General features: G+C 66.7%; 25 protein-coding genes and 1 other RNA gene. 13 read left to right on the forward strand and 13 right to left on the reverse strand.

Annotated features, from left to right (window positions below):
- Positions 1-19: 19 nt before the first annotated feature.
- Together ACZK29_RS08420 and ACZK29_RS08425 are read left to right on the forward strand one after the other, a co-directional pair.
- Positions 20-757, forward strand: coding sequence for an SDR family oxidoreductase (locus ACZK29_RS08420; RefSeq protein WP_111203714.1), 738 nt, complete (start codon positions 20-22; stop codon positions 755-757).
- A complete protein-coding gene (locus tag ACZK29_RS08425) occupies positions 751-2,172 on the forward strand; it encodes an efflux transporter outer membrane subunit (protein WP_164147082.1) in 1,422 nt (473 codons plus the stop codon). Before ACZK29_RS08420 ends, ACZK29_RS08425 begins: the two co-directional genes overlap by 7 nt.
- A gap of 41 nt (positions 2,173-2,213) precedes the next feature.
- On the opposite strand, the gene ACZK29_RS08430 is transcribed toward ACZK29_RS08425, so the two are convergent.
- Positions 2,214-2,591 carry a VOC family protein gene (locus ACZK29_RS08430; protein ID WP_111203716.1) on the reverse strand — a complete coding sequence of 126 codons (378 nt, stop codon included), beginning with the start codon at positions 2,589-2,591 and terminating at the stop codon, positions 2,214-2,216.
- A 139-nt stretch (positions 2,592-2,730) separates the two neighbouring features.
- On the opposite strand from ACZK29_RS08430, the gene ACZK29_RS08435 reads away from it, so the two are divergent.
- Positions 2,731-2,994 carry a hypothetical protein gene (locus tag ACZK29_RS08435; RefSeq protein ID WP_049429133.1) on the forward strand — a complete coding sequence of 88 codons (264 nt, stop codon included), beginning with the start codon at positions 2,731-2,733 and terminating at the stop codon, positions 2,992-2,994.
- A gap of 19 nt (positions 2,995-3,013) precedes the next feature.
- On the opposite strand, the gene ACZK29_RS08440 is transcribed toward ACZK29_RS08435, so the two are convergent.
- The 6 genes from ACZK29_RS08440 to ACZK29_RS08465 form a co-directional block, all read right to left on the reverse strand.
- Positions 3,014-3,868, reverse strand: coding sequence for an endonuclease/exonuclease/phosphatase family protein (locus ACZK29_RS08440; RefSeq protein ID WP_111203717.1), 855 nt, complete (start codon positions 3,866-3,868; stop codon positions 3,014-3,016).
- Between the two features lie 138 nt (positions 3,869-4,006).
- Complete coding sequence (locus tag ACZK29_RS08445) at positions 4,007-4,234, reverse strand: hypothetical protein (RefSeq protein ID WP_239504014.1); 228 nt, start codon at positions 4,232-4,234, stop codon at positions 4,007-4,009.
- A gap of 56 nt (positions 4,235-4,290) precedes the next feature.
- The gene (locus ACZK29_RS08450) at positions 4,291-4,527 is read right to left on the reverse strand and encodes a hypothetical protein (RefSeq protein ID WP_111203719.1); all 237 of its coding nucleotides are present in this window, start codon (positions 4,525-4,527) and stop codon (positions 4,291-4,293) included.
- Positions 4,528-4,614: 87 nt separating this feature from the next.
- Complete coding sequence (locus ACZK29_RS08455) at positions 4,615-5,319, reverse strand: PA1136 family autoinducer-binding transcriptional regulator (RefSeq protein WP_111203720.1); 705 nt, start codon at positions 5,317-5,319, stop codon at positions 4,615-4,617.
- Between the two features lie 5 nt (positions 5,320-5,324).
- Positions 5,325-6,197 carry a glyoxalase III HchA gene (gene hchA, locus ACZK29_RS08460; RefSeq protein WP_111203721.1) on the reverse strand — a complete coding sequence of 291 codons (873 nt, stop codon included), beginning with the start codon at positions 6,195-6,197 and terminating at the stop codon, positions 5,325-5,327.
- A gap of 84 nt (positions 6,198-6,281) precedes the next feature.
- Entirely contained in the window at positions 6,282-8,303 is a 2,022-nt protein-coding gene (locus ACZK29_RS08465) for an esterase/lipase family protein (RefSeq protein WP_111203722.1), read from the reverse strand.
- A 153-nt stretch (positions 8,304-8,456) separates the two neighbouring features.
- On the opposite strand from ACZK29_RS08465, the gene ACZK29_RS08470 reads away from it, so the two are divergent.
- The gene (locus ACZK29_RS08470) at positions 8,457-8,918 is read left to right on the forward strand and encodes a methyltransferase family protein (RefSeq protein WP_049429124.1); all 462 of its coding nucleotides are present in this window, start codon (positions 8,457-8,459) and stop codon (positions 8,916-8,918) included.
- Positions 8,919-8,932: 14 nt separating this feature from the next.
- On the opposite strand, the gene ACZK29_RS08475 is transcribed toward ACZK29_RS08470, so the two are convergent.
- Entirely contained in the window at positions 8,933-9,418 is a 486-nt protein-coding gene (locus ACZK29_RS08475; protein WP_164147085.1) for a hypothetical protein, read from the reverse strand.
- 162 nt (positions 9,419-9,580) lie between these two features.
- Positions 9,581-9,934: a transfer-messenger RNA gene (ssrA, locus tag ACZK29_RS08480) on the reverse strand.
- A 219-nt stretch (positions 9,935-10,153) separates the two neighbouring features.
- Between ssrA and ACZK29_RS08485 the strand changes: the two genes are divergently transcribed.
- A complete protein-coding gene (locus ACZK29_RS08485) occupies positions 10,154-10,726 on the forward strand; it encodes a hypothetical protein (protein WP_111112055.1) in 573 nt (190 codons plus the stop codon).
- A gap of 326 nt (positions 10,727-11,052) precedes the next feature.
- On the opposite strand, the gene smpB is transcribed toward ACZK29_RS08485, so the two are convergent.
- Positions 11,053-11,556 (reverse strand): SsrA-binding protein SmpB, encoded by a 504-nt coding sequence (gene smpB, locus ACZK29_RS08490; RefSeq protein WP_005409231.1) that lies wholly within the window; start codon positions 11,554-11,556, stop codon positions 11,053-11,055.
- A gap of 57 nt (positions 11,557-11,613) precedes the next feature.
- Here smpB and ACZK29_RS08495 point away from each other — a divergent pair, with 57 nt between their 5' ends.
- Both ACZK29_RS08495 and ACZK29_RS08500 read left to right on the forward strand, forming a co-directional pair.
- Positions 11,614-12,039, forward strand: coding sequence for a type II toxin-antitoxin system RatA family toxin (locus tag ACZK29_RS08495; RefSeq protein ID WP_005409232.1), 426 nt, complete (start codon positions 11,614-11,616; stop codon positions 12,037-12,039).
- Positions 12,040-12,042: 3 nt separating this feature from the next.
- Positions 12,043-12,300, forward strand: coding sequence for an RnfH family protein (locus ACZK29_RS08500; RefSeq protein WP_111203726.1), 258 nt, complete (start codon positions 12,043-12,045; stop codon positions 12,298-12,300).
- A gap of 36 nt (positions 12,301-12,336) precedes the next feature.
- Here ACZK29_RS08500 and ACZK29_RS08505 read toward each other — a convergent pair whose 3' ends face one another.
- On the reverse strand, positions 12,337-12,729 hold the full coding sequence (locus tag ACZK29_RS08505; protein ID WP_005409234.1) for an outer membrane protein assembly factor BamE: 393 nt from the start codon (positions 12,727-12,729) through the stop codon (positions 12,337-12,339).
- 103 nt (positions 12,730-12,832) lie between these two features.
- Here ACZK29_RS08505 and fur point away from each other — a divergent pair, with 103 nt between their 5' ends.
- Positions 12,833-13,240, forward strand: a complete 408-nt coding sequence (fur, locus tag ACZK29_RS08510; RefSeq protein ID WP_111203728.1) for a ferric iron uptake transcriptional regulator — start codon at positions 12,833-12,835, stop codon at positions 13,238-13,240.
- A gap of 58 nt (positions 13,241-13,298) precedes the next feature.
- On the opposite strand, the gene ACZK29_RS08515 is transcribed toward fur, so the two are convergent.
- Positions 13,299-14,543 (reverse strand): SGNH/GDSL hydrolase family protein, encoded by a 1,245-nt coding sequence (locus ACZK29_RS08515; RefSeq protein WP_478446901.1) that lies wholly within the window; start codon positions 14,541-14,543, stop codon positions 13,299-13,301.
- A gap of 97 nt (positions 14,544-14,640) precedes the next feature.
- Here ACZK29_RS08515 and ACZK29_RS08520 point away from each other — a divergent pair, with 97 nt between their 5' ends.
- The gene (locus ACZK29_RS08520) at positions 14,641-15,558 is read left to right on the forward strand and encodes a LysR family transcriptional regulator (RefSeq protein WP_164147087.1); all 918 of its coding nucleotides are present in this window, start codon (positions 14,641-14,643) and stop codon (positions 15,556-15,558) included.
- 125 nt (positions 15,559-15,683) lie between these two features.
- Here ACZK29_RS08520 and recN read toward each other — a convergent pair whose 3' ends face one another.
- On the reverse strand, positions 15,684-17,345 hold the full coding sequence (gene recN / locus ACZK29_RS08525; RefSeq protein WP_164147088.1) for a DNA repair protein RecN: 1,662 nt from the start codon (positions 17,343-17,345) through the stop codon (positions 15,684-15,686).
- 115 nt (positions 17,346-17,460) lie between these two features.
- Here recN and hrcA point away from each other — a divergent pair, with 115 nt between their 5' ends.
- The 4 genes from hrcA to dnaJ all read left to right on the forward strand — a co-directional run bounded on the left by hrcA (position 17,461) and on the right by dnaJ (position 22,487).
- Positions 17,461-18,525 (forward strand): heat-inducible transcriptional repressor HrcA, encoded by a 1,065-nt coding sequence (hrcA, locus tag ACZK29_RS08530; RefSeq protein WP_005416180.1) that lies wholly within the window; start codon positions 17,461-17,463, stop codon positions 18,523-18,525.
- A 63-nt stretch (positions 18,526-18,588) separates the two neighbouring features.
- Positions 18,589-19,104 carry a nucleotide exchange factor GrpE gene (grpE, locus tag ACZK29_RS08535; protein WP_106549321.1) on the forward strand — a complete coding sequence of 172 codons (516 nt, stop codon included), beginning with the start codon at positions 18,589-18,591 and terminating at the stop codon, positions 19,102-19,104.
- A gap of 181 nt (positions 19,105-19,285) precedes the next feature.
- A complete protein-coding gene (gene dnaK / locus ACZK29_RS08540; RefSeq protein ID WP_164147089.1) occupies positions 19,286-21,208 on the forward strand; it encodes a molecular chaperone DnaK in 1,923 nt (640 codons plus the stop codon).
- A 154-nt stretch (positions 21,209-21,362) separates the two neighbouring features.
- Positions 21,363-22,487: a molecular chaperone DnaJ gene (gene dnaJ / locus ACZK29_RS08545; protein ID WP_100477941.1), complete on the forward strand. Its 1,125-nt coding sequence runs from the start codon at positions 21,363-21,365 to the stop codon at positions 22,485-22,487.
- Positions 22,488-22,676: the final 189 nt, after the last annotated feature.

Consider the following 22,676-nt stretch of genomic DNA (forward strand, 5'->3'; position numbering starts at 1 on the left):
CCTCACAAGGCATGCATCCATGAATACCCATCAGAACAAGATCGCGCTGGTCACCGGCGCCACCCGTGGCATCGGCCTGGAAACCGTGCGCCAGCTGGCCCAGGCTGGCGTGCACACGCTGCTGGCCGGTCGCAAGCGTGAGACCGCCGTTGAGCTGGCGCTGAAGCTGCAGGCTGAAGGCCTGCCGGTCGAAGCCCTGCAACTGGACGTGACCGACGCGGCCAGCATCGCCGAAGCGGTCGAGCAGGTACGCCAGCGTCATGGCCGCCTCGACATCCTGGTCAACAACGCCGGCATCATGATCGAGAACCCGGCGCAGGCGCCGTCGGAGCAGTCGCTGGACACCTGGAAGCGCACCTTCGACACCAACGTGTATGCGCTGGTGGCGGTGACCCAGGCCTTCCTGCCGCTGGTCAAGCAGGCCAAGTCCGGGCGCATCGTCAACGTGTCGAGCATGCTCGGCTCGCAGACCCTGCACGCCGACCCGGCGTCGGGCATCTACGATTTCAAGGTGCCGGCCTACAACGCCTCCAAGGCAGCGGTGAACAGCTGGACCCTGAGCCTGGCCTACGAACTGCGCAACACCCCGATCAAGGTCAACACCGTGCACCCCGGTTACGTGAAGACCGACATGAACGGCGGCAACGGCGAAATCGAAATCAGCGAAGGCGCACGTTCCAGCGTGGAAATGGCGCTGATCGGTGAATCCGGCGCCAGCGGCAGCTTCACCTACCTGGGCGAGGTGCTGCCATGGTGATCCGCACGTTGGCGATGGCCGTCTCCAGCCTGGTGCTGGCAGGCTGTGTCAGCGTCGGCCCGAACTACAAGGCGCCCGTGCAGGAGCCGGTGGTGCTGCAGGGAGCGCAGCAGCCGGTGTTCAGCACCACCTCGCCGGTGGCCAGCTGGTGGGCGCAGTTCGATGATCCGGTGCTGGAAGAACTGGTGCACGGCGCGCTGTCGGACAACCTGGACCTGCGCGTGGCGGTGGCCCGCGTCAGCCAGGCCCGTGCGGTGTTCGTCGAAAGCCGTTTCGACCAGGCCCCGCACATCACCGCAGGCGGCAGCTACGACCGCCGCAAGCAACCCGATCCGCAGCTGGGTGGGCAGCGGGTGTTCAGTGAAAGCTACCAGCTCGGCTTCGACGCCGGCTGGGAGCTGGATCTGTTCGGCCGCAAGCGCCGTGCTGCAGAAGCCGCGCGCGCCGACCTCGACGCCGAGCAGGCCAACCTGGCTGATGCGCAGGTACTGGTCGCCGCCGAAGTGGCACGCAACTACTTCGAGCTGCGCGGTACGCAGAAGCGCATCGCGGTGGCCCAGCACACCCTGGTCAACCTGCGCGATACGCAGAAGCTGACCGAGGCGCGCTGGGAGCTGGGCGCGGGCAGCGAGCTGGACGTGCAGAGCAGCCGTGCCCGGCTGAAGGCGATCGAGGCCGATATCCCGCTGCTGGAAGTGGCCGAAACGCAGTCGCGCAATCGCCTGGCGGTTCTGCTGGGCCAGCGTCCGGAAACGCTGACCGCCATGCTTGCGCCGCATGACGTGCCGGCATTTGCCAAGGCGCTGCCGCTGGGCGATACCCGCGAGCTGCTGCGCCAACGCGCCGACGTGCGCGTGGCCGAGCGTCGCCTGGCCGCCGCCACCGCGCGGGTGGGCGTGGCCACTGCGGACCTGTTCCCGCGGCTGTCGTTGTCCGGTTTCGTCGGCTTCCTCGGCGGCGACGCCAGTGGCCTGGTCAATGGCAACAACAAGGCCTGGTCACTGACGCCGTCGCTGAGCTGGGCAGCATTCGACTTCGGCACCGTGCGTGCACGCCTGCGTGCCAGCAAGGCTGAAGCCGAGGGTGTGGCTGCGCAGTATGAGCAGACCGTGCTGTTGGCACTGGAAGACACCGAAAACGCGCTGACCCGCTATTCCAAGCAGCAGGCGCGGCTGGCGATCGTGGTCGAGCAGGCGCAGGCGGCACGACGTGCCGAATCGCTGGCTCAGATCCGCTATCGCGAAGGCTCGGAAGACTTCCTTACCCTGCTGGATGCGCAGCGCACGCAGTTGGCGGCGGATGATGCATTGGCGGCGGCCGAGGCGGAAGTCAACGTCAGCGTGGTTGGTGTGTACAAGGCGCTGGGCGGCTGGGGGCAATCGCCGCAGCAACCCAGCGTGGCGCAGCTGCAGTAGGCATGAGGGGACGGAAGCCGCGGCTTCCGTCCCTTTCTGCTTCAGGGCCAGAGATTGGCCGGTACTGCGCGTTCGCGCATGCGTACGATGCAGAAGCGATGGCCGGTGGGCGCTTCCATCACCCACCAGCGTTTGACGAAGCCGATCCGGCGCGCGCCGAGTTTTTCCAGTCGATCTGCCTCGGCATCGATATCGTCGCTCTCGATGTCCAAGTGCACCCGCGAGGGGTGAGCGACCCGCTGCACCTCCACCTGCAGCCCTCCCGGCGCATTCTGCAGTTCGGCGTACTCGGCGCCATCTTCGCCATACGATGGCTGCGTCTGCAGACCGAGTGCAGCCGCCCAGAAGCGTGCGCCTTCGTCAGCGGGCGTGTCCTGGCAGTCGATGATGAATCCGGCCAGACGGCTCTGGTGCGCCATGACGTCCTCCGCAGATTGGGAATGGAGGCAGGGTAGCGCGTCGCGTGCTGTGGACGTTGTCACAGTCATGACGTTTCTGACTCTGCCGGAACCGGGGCCCGCGGTGTAACTAGTGGGGCAGATTCCAGGAGGGCAGGCGATGAGCGATGACAAGCGCGATACCCAGCGCATGCTGTTCGGTGATCCGGGACCGCCCGGCGCGGGGCTGTCGGTGGCGGTCGTAGTGCTGATGGTATTGGCTACGATGGCGGCTGCGATCGGCTTCGTGCGCCTGCCGGACCAGATGCTGGGGCTGGGCCTGATCGGCATCTCCGTGTTTCTGGCCGTCGGCGCCCGCATCTGCCAGGCACGCAACCAGCATCAGGCGCTGTACCGGCTGATGTCGCGACAGCCGCCGCCGTAGCTGCGGCGGCCGCGCAGGTTCAGCGTTTCGGCCAGTCCAGCTCGACCACCAGCGGGAAATGATCCGACGGCAATACACCGTCGATGCGACGGTCATCGGTGACGAAGCTGCGTGCATGGAAGCCGCGCACCAGCACCCAGTCCAGCTGCACGGTGGCCTTGCCGGTGAAATCGTGGAAGGTCAGGCGTGGTCCCTGCGGAGCCTTCACCTGGGTACGGGTGTCCTGCAGCAGGCGGGTGAATGCCTTGTAGGTGTCACCACCGGGCTCGCTGTTGAAGTCACCGGTCAGGACCACCGGCAGGTCGGCCGGCAGGGTTGCCAGATGCTTGCCGATCAGTTCGGCACCCTTCACCCGGCGCGGCTCGTCCTCGTCGCGGTAGGGCAGGTGGGTATCCATGAAGTAGAAACGACGGCCATCGTCCAGGCGCCGGAACAGGGCCCAGGTGACCATGCGCGGGTACAGGTTGCCCCAGGTGATGCTGCCGGGCACCTCCGGCGTATCGGACAACCAGAAGTTGCCGGATTCCTCGACGGCCAGCACCTTGCTGTCGTAGAACACGCCCATGTGTTCGTCACCGCTTCCGCCGCGGCGGCCTTCGCCGAACCAGCGGTAACCGGGCAGGTGCCCGGACAGGTAGTCGGCCTGCTCCTTCACCAGTTCCTGGGTGCCGATCACGGCCGGGTGTGCATCAAGGATGACCTTGACCATGGCATCGCGACGGTCCGGCCAGCGTTTGCCCGGTTCGGTATCAGCCGGGGTGCGGACATTGAACGACATTACCTTCAGTGGCGCCGGCGCAGCGGCCCAGACAACGGCAGGCAGAGCAAGCGCCAACAATGCGCACAGCGCAGGGCGATGGAAACGCGACAACATCTTGGAATCTCTCCATTCCATGAAAACGGTTTCATGGAGCATGCCATGGAAGGCGAGGGCAGCGGTATGCCGGGATGGGCGGATGGCAGGTGCCGGGCGGGCGGTGAAAGCGCCGCCCGGCAGATGCCCCTTGCCCGATCAGGGGTCGTAGATCATCCCGTTCTCGTCGCGGTTGTAGTGGTCGCTGGCCACGCGGGTGCCGTCGTCATGGACCACGTACAGCGTGCAACGCTGGTGGAACACGTTGCCGCTGATGCGGAAGGGCACGCACTCCTCCTGCAGGCCGACCTCTTCGGCTGCATTCGCCGGCGGCGAGGGCACCAGGACAGCAAGTGCAACTACTGCAGCGAAAGAAAAAGCGGTCATTCGATTGTGCAGCGTCATTGATCACACTCCTTGTCGTAGTCGGTGTCCGATGCAGATCAGTCTGCCGGGAGGTACCACTGACCGTTCTCGTCTATCCAGTACACCGACGTGAAAACGGTGCCGTCTGCCAGAGTGCGGGTGACGGTGCAGCGCTGATGCACGAGGTTGGGCCCAAGTCTTACGGGCACGCAATCGGTCGTCGATCCGGGGGACCCGGCCGCGTGGCCGGTTGCCGGTACCACACTACCCACTGCCAACATCAATGCGGCCATCGCGGCCAGTTGCAGTTTCATAAGCATCATCCTTGCTTTCTGCAATCGCGCACATGCGCATGGCGTGTGTAACACGCGAACCAGGCCGCCGGAAGTGTCTCGCCGTGATCAGTCTTCGATCTCGCCGCGACGGCTGGCAGCACGCACTGCCTGCGCGGTGGTCGCCACACCCAGCCGTTGCCGTGCGTGGCGCAGGTGGTTCTCCACCGTGCGCGTGGAAAGCCCAAGCGTGGCCGCGATCTCAGCTTGGCGACGGCCAGCGGCGACCCAGCGCAGCACTTCGCGCTCGCGGTTGCTCAGTGCGCTTCCCGAAAGCTCGGCAGGCGATTCGGCCAGATGGCGTGCGGCTCGGAATGCTGCGGTTGCAGCAGCCTCCAGCTGCAGGCGCGCGCTGGCCGACGCGTCGATCGACGTACCGGCAACGCTGACCGCGCCTTCCAGGCCGGTGGTGCCGAACACCGGCACCTGCAGACCATGCAGGCCTTCGCCGCGAGGTTGCTTCACCACTTGGTAGCGTTCGCCACGAACGCCCTGGCGCTTGCTCCAGAAGAACGGCGCGTCACTGTCCAGTACGTGGCGGTTGACCGGACAGGCGTGCAGATAGCGCGCAAGGTCGGTACTGCTGCCGTCGCCGAACCAGTCGCCCTCGATCCAGTACACGCGCTGGGTACCGCGCTCCAACCCCGTGCCAGTGGCGAACACCAGCACGCGGTCGTAGCCGAGCGGTGCAGAGATGCTGCGTAGTACGGCGCCCACCGCGCTCAGCGAACGGGCGCGTTCCAGTTCCAGCAACGCCTGCACCAGCGCGGCCATCCGGTTCAGCGCCCGGCCAGGGCGTCGAGCAGGGTGCGTGCAGCCAGTTTGCCCAGCGCATTGCCGGCCAGCGGGCTGTCACCGGTCAGCAGCAGTCGGTCCTGCAGCACGCTGCCGTCGATGCCGTCGTTGACGATCTGCACCCCCTGCTGCGCCAGGCGCTCGCCGAAGAACCACGGCAGCTGCCCGGGCATGTAGCCGATCTCTGGCGTCTGCCGGTCCATCGCATCGGGGAAGGCGCAGATGCGGTAGCCACGGAACAGCGAACCACCATCGGCCTCGTCCACGCCTGCAGCGAGCAGTGCGGCCGGACCGTGGCACAGGGTGATGATGTGGCGTTTCTGGGCCATCGCCCAGTGCAGGACGGCCTTCACAGCGCGGCTCTGCGGCAGTCCGATCAGGGCGCCATGGCCGCCGGGGATGAACACCGCAGCATAGTCTGAATCCGCATCAAGACCGGCGACTACCTCGTCCAGCGGCAGCGGCTGGCGGAAGCGCGACTCGTAACGTTCGTACAGTCCGCCGATTTCCTTGTCCTCGCGCGGGAACGCCCACCACTCGAATTTGGCGGCGTTGCCCGATAGCGTGGCGACATCGATGCCGAAGCCGGCCTTGTCGAGGTGGTACATCGGCAGCAGGGTCTCCACCGGATGGTTGCCGGTGGAGAACAGGTGGCCATTGGCGGTGGGCAGGTAGCGCTCGTCGGCGGCGATCATCAGCACCTTCCAGCGACCGTCGCGGCGTGCGTCCGGATAGTCGGCACCGGACAGGTCGCTCTTGGGCGCGGTGAACTGCGACAGCGAGTAGGGCGACGGGAAGAAGGCGTCTCGCTCGGCCGGGTCGGGACTGGGCTGGCGGCTGGGCTCTTGCGTGTTCATGCGGACCTCCTGCGGGGAATGTGGGGCCAGCATAGGAGGACGGGTGCGCACGCGCGATGAGGGATTTCCCTCAGCCACGCGCAGCTACTTCACCGTGGCCGAATGCTGCTGCATGTCTTCATGCAGGATCCGCCGCAGCTCGACGATGGCCGGCGTGGCTTCCTGCACGCTGTGACCGGACACGATCACCTTCTCCGAGTCCGCGTGCGACAGGTGCGAGCTCCAGTAGGGCACCAGCCCGTCGTCGGTCTTTTCCAGCGGACCATCGGCCTTGGCGCGTGCGATGATCGAGTGGTAGTGCACCTTCGGCGACATCGGTAGGTCGGCCACCGCGCGGACGAAGGGATCATCCTTGTCCAGGTTCTGGATGCTGTTCATCTGGTAGCCGTGCTTGCCGTCATTGCGGTCGATCTGACCATCGTTGGCAATGGTGGCCACGTCTTCCAGCACGGTCAGCGGCAATCGCACCAGGCGTCCGATCCAGCGGCCCAGGCGGGTGCCGGCCACGTCGGTGCCGCGGTGCGGCGTGGCGATGAACACCACGCGCGACACTTCCGGTTCCGGCAGGAAGGTCAGCACAGGTGCGCCCTTGGTGCGCAGGAGTTCCCGCTGCGCAGGTGTCATCTGAGCGGTTGCCAGCAGCGTGTCCACCAGATGATCGCCGGAAGAGGAGATCATCAGCCGCGCGATCACGCCGCCCATGCTGTGCCCGACCAGCACCATGTCGTGCGACGCCTGCGCCTTGCCACTGGGATCGAAATGCTTGAGCACTTCGGCCAGCGTATGGCGCATTGCATCGTGGCTCATCGCGATGGGCATGTTGGTCGGGTAATAGAACTGCCAGATCTGGAAATCCTGGCGGATCTCGTCGTCACGCAGCAGCTCGTTGGCAACGTTGACCCAGGCTTCCGGGCTGCTGGCCAGGCCATGGATCATCAGCAGCACGCGGCGGTTGGGATCGTAAGGCTGCATCATGTACAGATGCGGCGTGTCGATGCCGCCCCTGCTGCCGAACAACGAGCGCAGCGACTGGTGGCTGAAGTTGGAACGCGCCAGCCACAGCGCGTAGCCAGCGGTGAAGTTCGCGGCCAGCGGCACCTGCTGGCCATGAAGGGTGACTTCCGTGACCTGGTAGGGATCGTGGATCTCCAGTTCCGGCTCGTCGTCGTGCAGCACTTCCCACAGGTTCTTTCCCGAGAAGCGCAGCAGCACCGTCATCGACGGCGACGGCATCTCGCTCCAGCTCTGCGTGGCCGAAGCGCGGGCCTGCGTGGCAGGCGTCGCTGCCGGCGGCATGGTGGTCGTGGCGGCCGCAGGATCGTCCATCACCGCCACCAGCTCGGCACCGAAGCCATCGCGGCGATGCACGCTGCGCAGCGTGCCAGTGAACGACAGCGAGGCCGCCGGCACCAGCTCGGTGGGGGTGCGCGTATCCAGCGGCGAGGGTTCGCCGGACGGGGCCAGCACGAAGGTCCATCGGCCCAGCTGGAAGTGGCTGGCTTGGCTGTGCACGCGGCCGGTGGCGTAGGCGTTGTACAGCTGTACCGAGGCCTCCTGCACGGCCAGGTTGTAGTAGTCGCGCACCTGGGTCTGGCGGTCTTCGAAGCCGCGTTGGTTGGCGGTTCGCTCGGTGAAGAACAGGTAGGCGTAGGCCTGGCGCGCGACCTGCATCCACGCGTCCAGGCGCGGTTGGAAATCGGCATCCAGCTCGGTGATCGCGCTCTTGGCACGGCCGGAGGTGGAGTACTCACGCTTCGGCGCGGGCAGGGTCATCGCATACTGCAGCCACAACTCGGCCAGGCTCGAACGCTTGTCCTCCTCGCGCACCACGATGCTGCCTTCCATCGCTTCGATGCAGGGCAGGCCCGGCTTGGCGCAGACGCCTTCATCCAGGCCGGCCACGCGCAGCGTTTCCATCGTCGCCGAGCTGAGCTTGCCGGTGGTGAGGATGTCGCCGCGCTTGAGCGCGATGTACTGGCCGGGCGTGACCGAAGCCACCTGCACCGAGGGGCCGAACTGGCGCAATGTCGCGCAGCCGCCCAGGGTGAGCAGCACGGTGATGATGAGGGTCGTGCGGCCAATGAAGCCCAAGCCCGTGGTAGCCATACGATCCTCCTGCGCGGTCGCGCCACTCTAGCGGTCGGCCTGTCAAAGCGGAAGATACCGGGCGGTCGGTTTGGGCCCCTGAGCCGCTGCCGTGCAAGCGATTCAGACAGGTTCGTGTGACACTGGGGTGAATGGAGCGATGCAGGGACTGCGATGACGTGGCTTGAGACCCGGATCCCGCCGCCGCTGGTGATGCTGCTATGCGCGGGGATCGGCTGGCTGGGGAGCCGACTGTGGCCGGAGGCGGCGTTGCCCCTGCCGATGCCGGCGCTGATGGCAGGCGGGGTGATGGCGATTGGTGTGGCGCTGAACCTGCTGCCGAAGCTCGCGTTCCAGCGGGCGCGCACCACGGTCAATCCGCTGCGCCCTTCAGCATCGAGCGCGCTGGTCATGCACGGCGTGTACCGCTACACGCGCAATCCGATGTATCTGGGCCAGGCAACGATCCTGGCCGGTGCGATGTTGTACCTGCAGAACGCGATCGCGTTGCTGGCTGTACCGTTGTTCGTGCTGTACATCACCTGGCTGCAGATCATGCCGGAAGAGCGGGCGTTGCTGGCCCGCTTCCCCGAGGTGTATCCGTTGTTCCGCCAACGTGTGCGGCGTTGGCTGTAGCGGGGATCAACCCGTTACCGGGTGATCTGGCACTTCACGGCAGCGGAATAGCCTTCGTAGTCGTCGCCTGCGATCACGTGCAGGGTGTGTCGCTTGTCGATGGCCTTCACGTATGAAGGCTCTTCCGAGTTGGCGTGCTCGTTGACCGTGGTTACTGACCATGCCTTGGCCAGACGCTTGGAATCAACGCCGTTCAAGTAGACGAAGAGGCTCTTCTCGCCCTCGGCCACGTTCACATCGGCACTGGTGACGGTACCGCCGAACAGGGCGACTGGCTTGTCCTCCGGCTCGAAAGAGCCACCTGGTTTCCTGGCCAGGCCGGCGGCCTGCAGTGCATCGATGGCGTCGGCCTCGCTGAAGTTCGAGCCGGCCTTGCAGGCCAGCATGGCTTCCAGCGTGGCGGTGCCGGGGGGCGCGATGGCCGGTGCGGCGGCGTGCGTGGCTGGGGCCGCGGCGAGGGTAGTGAGGAACAGGACGAGCGTGGTTGTGGCGGTCTTCATTGCAGATCCTTCTGGCGGTAGCAGGCCGGGGCAATGCAGCGATGGAGCGAAAGCGTCATCCCGATTATGCCCCACGCTTCCTGCACGACGAGCAGGCACAAAAAAGCCGGAACTCCATTGACGGGAGATCCGGCTTCTTGCGGCCTCGACAGGCCATACAGATGGTGGAGGTGGGCGGAATTGAACCGCCGTCCGAAGGCACTCCATCCCCAGCACTACATGCTTAGCTCGCCGTTAGATCTCGTCCCCGAACAGCACGGCGTGCAAAGCGCATCCGGGAACCAGCCTGTTGTGTTCTAGTGCCGGACTGACAGGCAGCCACCCAGCGCGATTCCATGATAGTGACTCTACACCGCGAGCATGGACACAAGCGGTTTCGAGGCTTAGGCCTTAAGCGGCCAGAGCGTAGTTGTCGTCGTTGGCAACTAGAGTTTTGCAGCTGGATTTACGAGGAAAGCTACCCCCTCGGCATGCGCCAGGCGACTTCACAACCCCCGTCGAAACCAATGCACCCCCGGTTTCTACAGTGCTGCAAGGTACAGGGCCGATTCCGTGTCGCCACGGGCAGGGCCTGCCCAACGGCTGCAATGCTACGGCAAAACAGCTGAACAGTCACCTTTGCAATCCACAACAAGTTGTAGAGCCGCCGTCATAGCGGATTGGTAACGTCATTGGCACGAATTTGCGACACACTGGCGACGACCATCCAAGCCAGGACAGACACGGAGACGGTGGGTGACCGATGCAAGCCAACAACGCAGCCTGCGACAGCTGATCGGGCCGGTCGGTGCCGATTACCAGCGGCGCGCGTTGCCGCCGGGCTGGGTCTGGGCGGTGCTGGCGGTGCTGCTGGCGGCCACCTGGCTGACCGAGCTGCCGGCCACGGCTGCGGCCGCGCTGATCGCCAGCGCGGTGGTGGTGCACTGGTCGCAGCGCGGTCGCATCCATTGGCTGGGTTGGCGCTTGCCGGGCCTGGCGGTACTGGCGGCCTTGTTGTGGGGGCCGGAAGTGCTGTCGCAGTGGTTCGAGCACGGGCTGGCCGTGGTCCTGATGTCGCTGGCCAGTCTCAGTATTGGCGTGCACGTGTGGCAGTCGCGGCAGATGGCGCGCCAGCTGCAGGGCGCGGCCGATGCGCTGGATGATGCCCAGCTGCTGTCATTGCTGCCCGATGATGCCGCGCAGCTGGCCCAGCAGTGGCGGGAAGGCGATGACCGCTACGCGCCGGAACTGGCGGTGGTGATGCACCTGGCGGTGATGCACGCGGCGCTGGCGCCGCGCATGCGCGGGCAGGGCGTGCTGGCGGGGTGATCCGCCTTTTGTAGCGTCGAGCCATGCTCGACTGCTTTTCTTACCGAAGCCGAGCATGGCTCGGCTCTACAGAAAGCCAGGGCAGCCGAGCATGGCTCGGCTCTACAGAAAGCCAGGGCAGCCGAGCATGGCTCGGCTCTACAGAGGGCCAGGGCAGCCGAGCATGGCTCGGCTCTACAGAAAGCCAAGGCAGCCGAGCATGGCTCGGCTCTACAGAGGGCCAGGGCAGCCGAGCATGGCTCGGCTCTACAGAAAGCCAGGGCAGCCGAGCATGGCTCGGCTTTGCAGAAGGCCAAGGCCGCCGGGCATGGCCCGGTAGTGCAGCCTTACGCGTCGCGGTTGCCGCGACGCATCACGCGCTGCTTCTCGATCGCCCAGTCGCGGTCCTTGGCGGCATCGCGCTTGTCGTGGGTCTGCTTGCCCTTGGCCAGCGCGACTTCGAGCTTGATCTTGTTCTTGCTCCAGTACATCGCGGTGGGCACGATCGTGTAGCCATCGCGCTCGACCTTGCCGACCAGCTTGTCGATCTCGCTCCGGTGCAGCAGCAGCTTGCGCTCGCGCCGGTCGTTGGCCACCACGTGGGTGGAGGCCTGGATCAACGGGGTGATCTGGGCGCCGATCAGGAAGATCTCGCCGTGCTTCACGTAGGCGTAGGCATCGATGATGTTGCCGCGGCCAGCGCGGATCGACTTCACCTCCCAGCCCTGCAGCGCCAGGCCGGCCTCGAAGCGTTCTTCGATGTGGTACTCGTGGCGGGCACGCTTGTTCAACGCGATGGTCTTGTTGGCCGTCGCGCTCTTTGCTTTATCCTTGCCGCTGTTCTTGCTCATTTCCGTATTGTCTCCGATTCGGGCCCGCCCGGTCGATTGCCGAAACGTCCTGTATTCATGCCTACTATCCGCCGCAGCGCCCTGGTCGAGCATTCGTCCGCGCGCATGTTCGACCTGGTCAACGATGTCCAGGCCTATCCGCGCCGCTTCCGCTGGTGCTCGGCTGCCCAGATCCTGGAGCAGGGCGAGGACCGCCTGGTGGCGCGCCTGGACCTGGGCCTGGGTTCGTTCAGCACCTGGTTCCAGACCGAAAACACCCTGCAGCGCCCGCACAGCATCGACATGCAGCTGCGCGATGGCCCGTTCAAGCAGTTGCACGGCCGCTGGGAATTCCATGCGCTGGCCGAGGACGCCTGCAAGGTCACCCTGACCCTGGAATTCGAGCCCAGCTCGCGCCTGCTGGGGCCGGCCCTGGCGATCGGCTTCCAGGGTCTGGCCGATCGGATGGTCAATGATTTCGTCCGCGTCGCCGACGAGGCCTGAGCGATGATCGAGGTCGAGGTGGTGCTGGCCTGGCCACAGCAGGTGCTGTCGCGCCGGCTGCAGCTGGACGAGGGCTCGACCGTGGCCGATGCCATTGCCGCCGCCGCGCTGGAAGGCAGTGACCGATGCCCGGCCGTGGCCGTGCATGGTGTACTGGCGCGCCCGCAGCAGGTGTTGCTGGAGGGTGACCGCATCGAGCTGCTACGCCCGTTGCTGGCCGACCCCAAGGACAACCGCCGGCGACGCGCGCTCGGCGGTTGATGCCCGTAACCCGTCCGTGGGGACGGGCAAGGGGCCTCAGCGACCCTTCTTCTTCTTGTCCTTCGGCAGATTGCGGCCGAACTGGCGCACGGTCTGCTGGGCCAGGGCCTTGTCGTTGCCCGGGAAGTAGTCGCCTTCCCAACGGGTCACGGTGTCATTCTCGAAGAACACCACGAAGTTCTTCACTTCAGTACGGCCCAGGCGGTTCACGCGCTGGCTGGAGGTGTAGTCCCAGCGCTGCGCATGGAACGGATCGGGAATGGACGGGGTGCCCAGCAGCGCGGTGACCTGCTGCTTGCTCTGCCCGACCTGCAGCTTGGCCACGGCATCTTCCCGGATCAGGTTGCCCTGATAGATGGGTTGCTTGTAGATGATGCCGCACCCGGTGGTGGACAGGGCGACGGCGGCGACCAACAGGAGATTGCGCATCGGGACTGGCGGTTGGGGAAATCAAACCGATGATACACTCCCGGCGTGCCACCGCGACCCAATCCGAGGCAGCTGGCGCTAAATCGCCAATGAACGGAGACCTATGGAAACCCACGACCTGCGTAAAGTCGGCCTGAAGGTGACCCATCCGCGGATGCGGATCCTGGCGCTGCTCGAGCAGCGCAATGCCCAGCACCACATGACCGCCGAAGACATCTACCGCCAGCTGCTGGAGCATGGCGACGAGATCGGCCTGGCCACGGTATACCGGGTTCTGACCCAGTTCGAGGCCGCCGGCCTCGTGCTCAAGCACAATTTCGAAGGCGGCCAGGCCGTCTACGAGCTGGACCGTGGCGGCCACCACGACCATATGGTCGATGTGGACAGCGGCAAGATCATCGAGTTCGAAAGCCACGAGATCGAGGAGCTGCAGCGCAAGATCGCAGCCGACCACGGCTACGAGCTGGAAGAGCACTCGCTGGTGCTGTACGTGCGCAAGAGGCGCAAGTAAGCCGATCCGGCCAGCCATATGCGACGAAACCCCGGGCCTGCCCGGGGTTTTTCGTTGCTTAGGGTAGATCCACGCCATGCGTGGATGGACCCATCAGAACCCCCAGATCCACCGCCTCGGCCATCGCCCGGTTCCCCGCATCACCCGGGTGCAGGTGGTCGCCGGAGTCATAGGCAGCGGCCATCCGCGACGGATCGGCCGGGTCGCGCAGCGCCGCGTCCAGGTCGATCACCGCGTCGAACGGGCCGTCTGCGCGCAGCCAGGCGTTGAGCTGGCTGCGCAGGGCGTCCTTGTCCGGCTGGTAATAGTCGTCCAGCGGCGTACCGGGCAGGGCGCCGGCGAACGGCGGCAGGGTCGCGCCCACGATCCGAACGCCACGGCGATGCGCCTGTCCGGCCAGGGCGCGGTAGCCCGCCTGCAGTTTGGCAAGCGTGGGCCGCGCCTGCGTGCGCGCGAAGGCGGTACCGGGCCAGCTGATGTCATTGATGCCAATCAGCACGACCACGCTGGATACGCCAGGCTGATCCAGCGCATCGCGGTGGAAGCGGGCCAGTGCGGATTCCCCCATGCCGTCGCGCAGGAGGCGGCCACCGGAGATGCCGGCATTGACTACCGCCACCCCCTGCGGAGCCAAGCGGGTGGCCAGGTGGTCGGTCCAGCGCTGGTTCCGGTCGAGGCTGGCGGTGGCGCCATCGGTGATCGAATCGCCGATCACCACCACGCTGCGTGCGCTGGCAGGGGCCTCGACCTCGATGCCGGTCAGGAACAGGCGGGCCGTGGTGGCGCTGGCCCGGTCCAGCTCGCGTGCAAGGCTCTGGTCGCCGGGGGCGATCCAGCTGGTCTGGCGGCCGTCCCAATGGAAGGTCTGCAGCGGCGTCGGCGCTGGCACGAAGACGCTGACCTGCAGCGCCTGGCCATCCTGTACAGCCAGCAACAGCGGGTCGCTCAGCCGTTCCTGGCCGGGGCCGATCAGCACCTCGGGCCGGCCATCGAAGCGGAGCTGTTGCGGCGTCGCACCGGCCTGCGGGGCGACGCTGGCACCGCCGATCCGCAGCGGCTGGGTGCCATAGGCATTGCTCAGCCGCACCCGTAGGCGCGGGCCGCCCAGGCTGATACGCGCGGTCTGGCGGAAGGTCTGGTCGTGCAGCGACGCCGGTATCAATGACGGGAACAGGAAGTCCGCTCCCCAGGCCGGTTGCGGGCTGGCCTGCCAGCTGGCCACCCAGTGCGGGGCAGGGGCGGCGCTGGCGGTGCTGGACAGGCCGATCAATGCGGTGGCGACGAGCTGGCTGAAGCGATTCATCGGGCAATCCCGGGTGGAGGGAAGGCCATGGTGATTCCGCACTCATCTGTGAACTAGACTGCGCATGGACAATCATCTGTGAACTGGATTCATTGCCATGGCGCGCTCCGACATCAACCGATCCGGCGAACTGGAAGTGTTCGTGCGGGTGATCGAGACCGGGGGCTTTTCCGCGGCCGCCCGAACGTTGGAGATGACCCCGTCGGCGGTCAGCAAGCTGGTGGCGAGGCTGGAACAACGGCTGGGGACGCGCCTGCTGCAGCGTTCCACGCGCCAGCTGCAGCTGACTCCCGAGGGCTGCGCGTTCTACGAGCGCGGCCTGCGCGTGCTGGCTGACCTGGACGAGGCCGAGCGCTGTGCCAGTGCTCACGCCGAGCCGCGTGGACGCCTGCGGGTCAATTCCAACGTGCCGTTCGGCCAGCATTTCCTGTTGCCGCTGCTGCCGGTGTTCCTGCAGCGCAACCCGCAGGTAGGCGTGGACCTGACCCTCAACGACGAGGTGATCGATCTGCTGGAGCAGCGCACCGACGTGGCGGTGCGGGCCGGTCCGCTGAAGAGCTCCAGCCTGGTCGCGCGGCGGCTGGGCGCGACGCGGATGATGATCGTGGCTGCACCGGCCTACGCGCAGCGGCACGGGCTGCCACGCACTGCCGAGGAGCTGCAGTCGCACAACCGGCTGGATATCGGCCATGCGCGCGCGATGCAGGGCTGGCCGTTGTTGCAGGACGGGCGCGAACGCATGCTGCTGCCCAGTGGCAACGCGCGCGCCAGCAACGGCGATGCGCTGCGCCAGCTGGTGCTGGGTGGTCTGGGCATGGCGCGGCTGGCAGCGTTCCAGGTGCAGGCCGACATCGCTGCCGGACGCCTGCTGCCGGTGCTGGAGGAAGCCAATCCCGGTGACCTGGAAGAGGTGCACGCGGTGTTCCTGGGGCAGGGCGGCTACCTGCCGCTGCGGGTGCGCGCGTTTCTTGATTTCCTGGTGGAGAACGTCGACCTGGCGCAGCCACGGCGGTAGTGCCGGCCGCTGGCCGGCAACCTCACGATCTTCGCCCACCCGCATCGGGGGACCGGCCAGCGGCCGGCACTACCGTGCGGGTGGGTTGTAGATCCACGCCATGCGTGGATAACCGCGAACAGGCCTCAGGCCTGCAGCAGCTTGCGCGCAGCGGCGCGCGCTTCCTTGCTCACTTCCACGCCGCCGAGCATGCGTGCCAGCTCTTCCTCGCGTGCCTTGCTGTCCAGCTTTTCCACTGCGCTCTGGGTCATGCCTTCCACTGGCGCCTTGCTGACCCGGTAATGCGCGTGGCCCTTGGAGGCGACCTGCGGCAGGTGGGTCACGCACAGCACCTGGCGCTTCTCGCCGAGGGCGCGCAGCTTCTGGCCAACGATGTCGGCCACCGCGCCGCCGATGCCGGAGTCGACCTCGTCGAACACCATGGTCGGCACCGCATCCAGGTCCAGCGCGGCGACTTCGATGGCCAGCGAGATACGCGACAGTTCGCCGCCCGAGGCGACCTTGCGCAGGGCGCGCGGCGGTTGGCCGGCATTGGCCGCGACCAGGAATTCCACGCGCTCGGCACCCTGCGGATCGGGCTTGCCGGCATCCTGCGGCTCCAGCTCGATCAGGAACTGGCCACCGCCCATGCCGAGCTCGGCGATGATGCCGGTGGTGGTAGCCGACAGCTCGGCGGCGGCATTGCGGCGGCTGGCGGTCAGCACCTCGGCCTGCACGCGCCAGGTGGCGGCGGCCTTGTCGATCTCGCCGGCCAACCGCTGCAGGCGCTCGTCGGCACCGCGCAGCTGTTCCACTTCGGCATGCATGCGCTCGCGCTGCGCGCCCAGCTCATCCATCGGCACGCGGTGCTTGCGGGCCAGGTCGTGCAGGCGGCCGAGGCGGCGCTCGTTCTCTTCGAACTGCTCCGGGTCGGCGTCGAGGTCGTCGTGCACCCGGTCCAGCAGCGACAGGGCTTCGTGCAGCTGGATCGAGGCGTTCTCGATCAGGCTGTCCACCTCGCCCAGGCGCGGGTCGTGTTCGATCAGGCGTGACAGTTCGTGGCGCACCTGCTGCAGCAGGTCCAGTGCGGAACTGCCGTCGTCGCCGTTGAGCTGGTTGCTGGCCGCCTGGCAGGCGCTCAGCAGGGCGCTGGCGTGGGCCTGGCGGCGGTGGCTGGCGCCGAGTGCGGCGATCGACTCCGGCTCCAGGTCTTCACGGTCCAGCTCGCGCAACTGGTGCTCCAGGAAGCCGATCCGGTCACTGACGTCGCCCTGTTGCGACAGCGCCAGCGATTCATCCACCAGTGCCTGCCAGGCCGCGGCGGCGCGGCGCACCTGGCGGCGTTCGTTTTCGTTGCGTGCATAGGCGTCGAGCAGGGCCAGCTGCGACGGGCGCGTCAGCAGGGCCTGCTGTTCGTGCTGCCCGTGGATCTCCACCAGCAGCGAGGCCAGGTCGCCCAGCTGCGCCAGGGTCACCGGGCGGCCATTGATCCAGGCCCGCGAACCGCCATCGGCGCGGATCACCCGGCGCAGCTGGCACTGTTCCTCATCGTCCAGCTCGTTGTCGGCCAGCCACTGGCGCGCGGCCTGCAGCTGCTCCAGCGCGAACTCGGCCGAAAGCTCGGCGCGGGCGGCGCCATGGCGGACCACGCCGCTGTCGGCGCGCAGGCCGGAGAGGAAGCCCAGGGCGTCGACCATCAGCGACTTGCCGGCGCCGGTCTCGCCTGAAACCACGGTCATGCCTGGCCCGAACTCCAGTTCGGTGGCGCGGACGACGGCGAAATCCTTGATCGAAAGATGTCTGAGCATGGGTAAGGGGGTATCAGCAGCCGCGCAACGCTAGCACGCGGGCGAGGGAGGTCCAATGACTTGCCAAGGTGATGCGCCGCCATTATCTAGTGTCCGTGTCTCACAGGTTGATTCCATGCACGGTTCTCCCGACCAGCTTGCCCCGCGTGCGCGCCATCTGCTGCGCACGCTGATCGCGCGTTACATCCAGGACGGTGAGCCGGTCGGCTCGCAGACGCTGGCGCGCGTGGCCGGCCTGGAGGTCAGCCCGGCCACCATCCGCAACATCCTCGGCGACCTCGAGGACCTGGGGCTGCTGGCCTCGCCGCATACCTCGGCCGGGCGCGTCCCGACGGCGCATGGCTACCGGGTGTTCGTCGACAGCCTGCTGCAGATGCAGCCGCCGGGCGAGGGCGAGCTGGCCCGGTTGCGCCAGGAGCTGGCCGGCGGCGGCAGCACCCAGGCCCTGCTCGGCAGCGCTTCGGAGCTGCTGTCGGCGATGAGCCACTTCGTCGGCGTGGTCAGCGCGCCGCGACGCGAGCAGTTCGCCTTCCGCCAGATCGATTTCGTGGCGCTGGACGGGCGCCGGGTGCTGGCGATCCTGGTGTTCGCCGACAACGAGGTGCAGAACCGGGTCATCGAGACCCGCCAGGAGTTCGCGCCGGGCCAGCTGGAGCAGGTCGCCAACTACCTCAATGCCCATTTCGCCGGCCTGCCGATGGCCGAGATCCGCACCCGCCTGTTGCTGGAGCTCCGCGACGCCCGCTCCGAGCTGGAACAGCTGCTGGCGCACAGCATCGAACTGGCCGAGCAGGCCCTGCAGCCGGCTGCCGACGACATGCTGGTGGCGGGCCAGACCCGCTTGATGGGGGTGCAGGACCTGTCCGACCTGGAGCGCCTGCGCGAGCTGTTCGAGCTGTTCTCCAGCAAGCGCGAGATCCTGCAGCTGCTGGAGCGGACCATCCAGGCGCCCGGCGTGCGCATCTTCATCGGCGAGGAGACCGGGATGATGCCGCTGCAGGGGGTCTCGCTGGTCACCGCCCCGTACACCGCCAACGGCCAGGTGCTGGGCGTGCTGGGCGTGATCGGCCCCAAGCGGATGGCCTACGACCGTGTGATCCCGCTGGTCCAGGCCACCGCCGATGTGCTCGGCGCGGCCTTTTCGCCGGCCGGCCGCACGCCAGGAACATCCGACGCTTGAAACGCAGCATCCCGCCCACACTAGGGTGGGTGGAGGCGGAGATTGACCGCCAGGGACCCAGACATGAACCACGAACATCCAGATATCGAATCCCAGCAGAGTGCCGCTGATGCGGCTGCCGCCGCCGGCGTCAACGACGAAGTGGAGCGCCTGCGCGCCGAAGTCGAGCAGGTCAAGGCCGATGCGCTGCGTGAGCGCGCCGACCTGGAGAACCAGCGCAAGCGCGTGGCCCGTGACATCGAGCAGGCCCGCAAGTTCGCCAACGAGAAGCTGCTGGGCGAGCTGCTGCCGGTGTTCGACAGCCTGGATGCCGGCCTGAAGGCCGCCGGCGACGACCCGCACCCGCTGCGCGAGGGCCTGGAGCTGACCTACAAGCAGCTGCTGAAGGTGGCCGCCGACAACGGCCTGGTGCTGCTGGACCCGATCGGCCAGCCGTTCAACCCGGAACACCACCAGGCCATCAGCCAGGTGCCGACCCCGGGCGCAGCCCCGGGCAGCGTGGTCACCGTGTTCCAGAAGGGCTACCTGCTCAACGAGCGCCTGCTGCGGCCGGCGCTGGTGGTGGTGGCCGCCGACTGACCCTGCGGGGCCGGGAGGCGGGAATGACCCGCGACCCGGCCCAACGCTGAACGCGCCGGACGACCGGAAACACAGCGTTCGGGAGATGGCTTGAATGTTCCACGAGCCTCCCCCACATCGTATTCATCCACCGGCCGAGAGGCCGGACTGACACCAACAAGCATCCTCAGGAGTCTCCCCCATGGGCAAGATCATTGGTATCGACCTCGGCACCACCAACTCGTGCGTGGCGATCATGGACGGCGGCAAGGCCCGCGTCATCGAGAATTCGGAAGGCGATCGCACCACCCCGTCGATCGTCGCCTACACCAAGGACGGCGAAGTCCTGGTCGGCGCCTCGGCCAAGCGCCAGGCCGTGACCAACCCGAAGAACACCTTCTACGCGGTGAAGCGCCTGATCGGCCGCAAGTTCACCGACGCCGAAGTGCAGAAGGACATCGCCCACGTCCCTTACAGCATTCTGGCCCATGACAATGGCGACGCCTGGGTGGCCACCAGCGACGGCAAGAAGATGGCCCCGCAGGAAATCTCGGCCAAGGTGCTGGAAAAGATGAAGAAGACCGCCGAGGACTTCCTCGGTGAGAAGGTCACCGAAGCGGTCATCACCGTGCCGGCCTACTTCAACGACAGCCAGCGCCAGGCGACCAAGGACGCCGGTCGCATCGCCGGCCTGGACGTCAAGCGCATCATCAACGAGCCGACTGCGGCTGCGCTGGCCTATGGCCTGGACAAGGGCGACAACAAGGATCGCAAGATCGTGGTGTACGACCTGGGCGGCGGCACCTTCGACGTCTCGGTGATCGAGATCGCCAACGTCGACGGCGAGAAGCAGTTCGAAGTGCTGGCCACCAACGGCGACACCTTCCTGGGCGGCGAAGACTTCGACAACCGCGTCATCGAGTACCTGGTTGAAGAGTTCAACAAGGACCAGGGCATCGACCTGCGCAAGGATCCGCTGGCCCTGCAGCGCCTGAAGGATGCTGCCGAGCGCGCCAAGATCGAGCTGTCCAGCGCCCAGCAGACCGAAGTGAACCTGCCGTACGTCACCGCTGACGCGTCGGGTCCGAAGCACCTGAACATCAAGCTGACCCGCGCCAAGCTGGAAGCGCTGGTGGACGACCTGATCAAGAAGTCGATCGAGCCGTGCCGCGTCGCCCTGAACGATGCCGGCCTGCGTTCGAGCGACATTAGCGAAGTGATCCTGGTCGGTGGCCAGACCCGCATGCCAAAGGTGCAGCAGGCGGTGACCGAGTTCTTCGGCAAGGAACCGCGCAAGGACGTCAACCCGGACGAAGCCGTGGCACTGGGTGCTGCGATCCAGGGCGGCGTGCTCGGCGGCGACGTCAAGGACGTGCTGCTGCTGGACGTGACCCCGCTGTCGCTGGGCATCGAGACCATGGGCGGCGTGTTCACCAAGATCATCGAGAAGAACACCACCATTCCGACCAAGGCCTCGCAGGTGTTCTCCACCGCCGAGGACAACCAGTCGGCCGTGACCGTGCACGTGCTGCAGGGTGAGCGCGAACAGGCCCGCTTCAACAAGTCGCTGGCCAAGTTCGACCTGTCCGGCATCGAGCCGGCCCCGCGTGGCCTGCCGCAAGTGGAAGTGTCCTTCGACATCGACGCCAACGGCATCCTGCACGTGTCGGCCAAGGACAAGAAGACCAACAAGGAACAGAAGGTCGAGATCAAGGCCGGTTCGGGCCTGTCCGAGGAAGAGATCGCACGCATGGTCGCCGACGCGGAAGCCAACCGCGAAGAAGACAAGAAGTTCCAGGAGCTGGTGCAGGCCCGCAACCAGGCCGACGCCCTGATCCACGGCACCCGCAGCGCCATCACCGAGCACGGCAGCAAGGTCGGCGGCGATGTCATCGGCAAGGTCGAGGCCGCGCTGGCCGACCTGGAAACCGCGATGAAGGGTGACGACAAGGCACAGATCGAAGCCAAGTCGAAGGCGCTGGAAGAGGCTGGCCAGGCGCTGTTCGCCGCTGCTTCGGCCGACCAGGGCGGTGCCCCGGGTGCCGACGCCGGCAATGCCGGCAAGGCGCAGGACGACGTGGTCGACGCCGAGTTCACCGAAGTCAAGGACGACAAGAAGTCCTGATCCGGACCGACGCGGGACGCTGGCCACCAGCGTCCCGTTGTCGCATCAGGGTCCTGACCGCCCACCGGCGTGTCGGGGCGCCCGACGCAAGAGCGGACCTGGTTCCGCTCTTCCGCTTTGACGAATCCCGACTTTCCGGAACCCGATTCACGATATGAGCAAGCGCGATTACTACGAAGTGCTGGGCGTTGCCCGCACCGCCACGGACGACGAGCTGAAGAAGGCCTACCGTCGCTGTGCGATGAAGTTCCACCCGGACCGCAATCCGGGTGATGCGGCGGCCGAAGCCTCCTTCAAGGAGTGCAAGGAGGCCTACGAAGTACTGTCCGACGGCAACAAGCGCCGCATGTACGACAGCCACGGCCACGCTGCGTTCGAGCACGGCATGGGCGGCGGCGGGCCGGGCGGCCCGGACATGAACGATATCTTCGGCGATATCTTCGGCAACATCTTTGGCGGTGGCGGCGGTGGTCCGCGCCAGGCCCGTCGCGGCGCCGACATCGGCTACGTGATGGAGCTGGACCTGGAAGAAGCCGTGCGCGGCGTCGAGCGCCGCATCGAGATCCCGACACTGGCCGAATGTGGCGACTGCGATGGCAGTGGCTCGGAAGACGGCAAGGTCGAAACCTGCAATGTGTGCCATGGCCGCGGCCAGGTGCGCATCCAGCGCGGCATCTTCGCCATGCAGCAGGCCTGCCACAACTGCGGCGGCCGTGGCCAGATCATCGCCAAGCCCTGCAAGACCTGCCACGGCAACGGCCGTGTCGAGGAAGACAAGGTGCTGTCGGTGAAGGTGCCGGCCGGCGTCGACACCGGCGACCGCATCCGCCTGCAGGGCGAGGGTGAGGCCGGCCCGGCCGGTACGCCGCCGGGTGACCTGTACGTGGAAGTGCGCGTGCGCGAGCATGCGATCTTCCAGCGCGATGGCGACGACCTGCACTGCGAAGTGCCGATCCGCATCTCGCAGGCGGCGCTGGGTGATACCGTGCGCGTGGCCACCCTGGGCGGCGAAGCGGAGATCCGCATTCCGGCCGAGACCCAGACCGGCAAGCTGTTCCGCCTGCGCGGCAAGGGCGTGCGTTCGGTGCGCAGCCGCAGCGAGGGCGACCTGTACTGCCGCGTGGTGGTGGAGACTCCGGTCAACCTCACCAACGAACAGCGCAAGCTGCTGGAGCAGTTCGAAGCCACCTTCGTCGGCGAGGAAGCGCGCAAGCATTCGCCGAAGTCGGCCACCTTCATCGATGGCGTGAAGGGCTTCTGGGACCGGATGACGTCCTGAGTTTTCAACGCAAGCGTTGAACGGTAGCGCCGGGCCATGCCCGGCGTTTTCGTATGCGGGCGCCGGCTGCATTCCGCCGGGCATGGCCCGGCGCTACCGGGAAATGCCGCGCCGTGGTGGATCCACGCCAGGCATGGATGCGGTTCAACGATTCCGTCGGGGCGCCCCGGTTCTGCTGGCAATGCGCCG

The sequence above is a fragment of the Stenotrophomonas sp. 89682_Sma genome, from assembly GCF_056481405.1.

Bases quoted from the DNA above. Each gene is read 5' to 3' on its own strand.
- ACZK29_RS08420 (WP_111203714.1), top strand. From the start codon at position 20: ATGAATACCCATCAGAACAAGATCGCGCTGGTCACCGGCGCCACCCGT.
- ACZK29_RS08425 (WP_164147082.1), top strand. From the start codon at position 751: ATGGTGATCCGCACGTTGGCGATGGCCGTCTCCAGCCTGGTGCTGGCA.
- ACZK29_RS08430 (WP_111203716.1), bottom strand. From the start codon at position 2,591: ATGGCGCACCAGAGCCGTCTGGCCGGATTCATCATCGACTGCCAGGAC.
- ACZK29_RS08435 (WP_049429133.1), top strand. From the start codon at position 2,731: ATGAGCGATGACAAGCGCGATACCCAGCGCATGCTGTTCGGTGATCCG.
- ACZK29_RS08440 (WP_111203717.1), bottom strand. From the start codon at position 3,868: ATGTTGTCGCGTTTCCATCGCCCTGCGCTGTGCGCATTGTTGGCGCTT.
- ACZK29_RS08445 (WP_239504014.1), bottom strand. From the start codon at position 4,234: ATGACCGCTTTTTCTTTCGCTGCAGTAGTTGCACTTGCTGTCCTGGTG.
- ACZK29_RS08450 (WP_111203719.1), bottom strand. From the start codon at position 4,527: ATGAAACTGCAACTGGCCGCGATGGCCGCATTGATGTTGGCAGTGGGT.
- ACZK29_RS08455 (WP_111203720.1), bottom strand. From the start codon at position 5,319: ATGGCCGCGCTGGTGCAGGCGTTGCTGGAACTGGAACGCGCCCGTTCG.
- hchA (WP_111203721.1), bottom strand. From the start codon at position 6,197: ATGAACACGCAAGAGCCCAGCCGCCAGCCCAGTCCCGACCCGGCCGAG.
- ACZK29_RS08465 (WP_111203722.1), bottom strand. From the start codon at position 8,303: ATGGCTACCACGGGCTTGGGCTTCATTGGCCGCACGACCCTCATCATC.
- ACZK29_RS08470 (WP_049429124.1), top strand. From the start codon at position 8,457: ATGACGTGGCTTGAGACCCGGATCCCGCCGCCGCTGGTGATGCTGCTA.
- ACZK29_RS08475 (WP_164147085.1), bottom strand. From the start codon at position 9,418: ATGAAGACCGCCACAACCACGCTCGTCCTGTTCCTCACTACCCTCGCC.
- smpB (WP_005409231.1), bottom strand. From the start codon at position 11,556: ATGAGCAAGAACAGCGGCAAGGATAAAGCAAAGAGCGCGACGGCCAAC.
- ACZK29_RS08495 (WP_005409232.1), top strand. From the start codon at position 11,614: ATGCCTACTATCCGCCGCAGCGCCCTGGTCGAGCATTCGTCCGCGCGC.
- ACZK29_RS08500 (WP_111203726.1), top strand. From the start codon at position 12,043: ATGATCGAGGTCGAGGTGGTGCTGGCCTGGCCACAGCAGGTGCTGTCG.
- ACZK29_RS08505 (WP_005409234.1), bottom strand. From the start codon at position 12,729: ATGCGCAATCTCCTGTTGGTCGCCGCCGTCGCCCTGTCCACCACCGGG.
- fur (WP_111203728.1), top strand. From the start codon at position 12,833: ATGGAAACCCACGACCTGCGTAAAGTCGGCCTGAAGGTGACCCATCCG.
- ACZK29_RS08515 (WP_478446901.1), bottom strand. From the start codon at position 14,543: ATGAATCGCTTCAGCCAGCTCGTCGCCACCGCATTGATCGGCCTGTCC.
- ACZK29_RS08520 (WP_164147087.1), top strand. From the start codon at position 14,641: ATGGCGCGCTCCGACATCAACCGATCCGGCGAACTGGAAGTGTTCGTG.
- recN (WP_164147088.1), bottom strand. From the start codon at position 17,345: ATGCTCAGACATCTTTCGATCAAGGATTTCGCCGTCGTCCGCGCCACC.
- hrcA (WP_005416180.1), top strand. From the start codon at position 17,461: ATGCACGGTTCTCCCGACCAGCTTGCCCCGCGTGCGCGCCATCTGCTG.
- grpE (WP_106549321.1), top strand. From the start codon at position 18,589: ATGAACCACGAACATCCAGATATCGAATCCCAGCAGAGTGCCGCTGAT.
- dnaK (WP_164147089.1), top strand. From the start codon at position 19,286: ATGGGCAAGATCATTGGTATCGACCTCGGCACCACCAACTCGTGCGTG.
- dnaJ (WP_100477941.1), top strand. From the start codon at position 21,363: ATGAGCAAGCGCGATTACTACGAAGTGCTGGGCGTTGCCCGCACCGCC.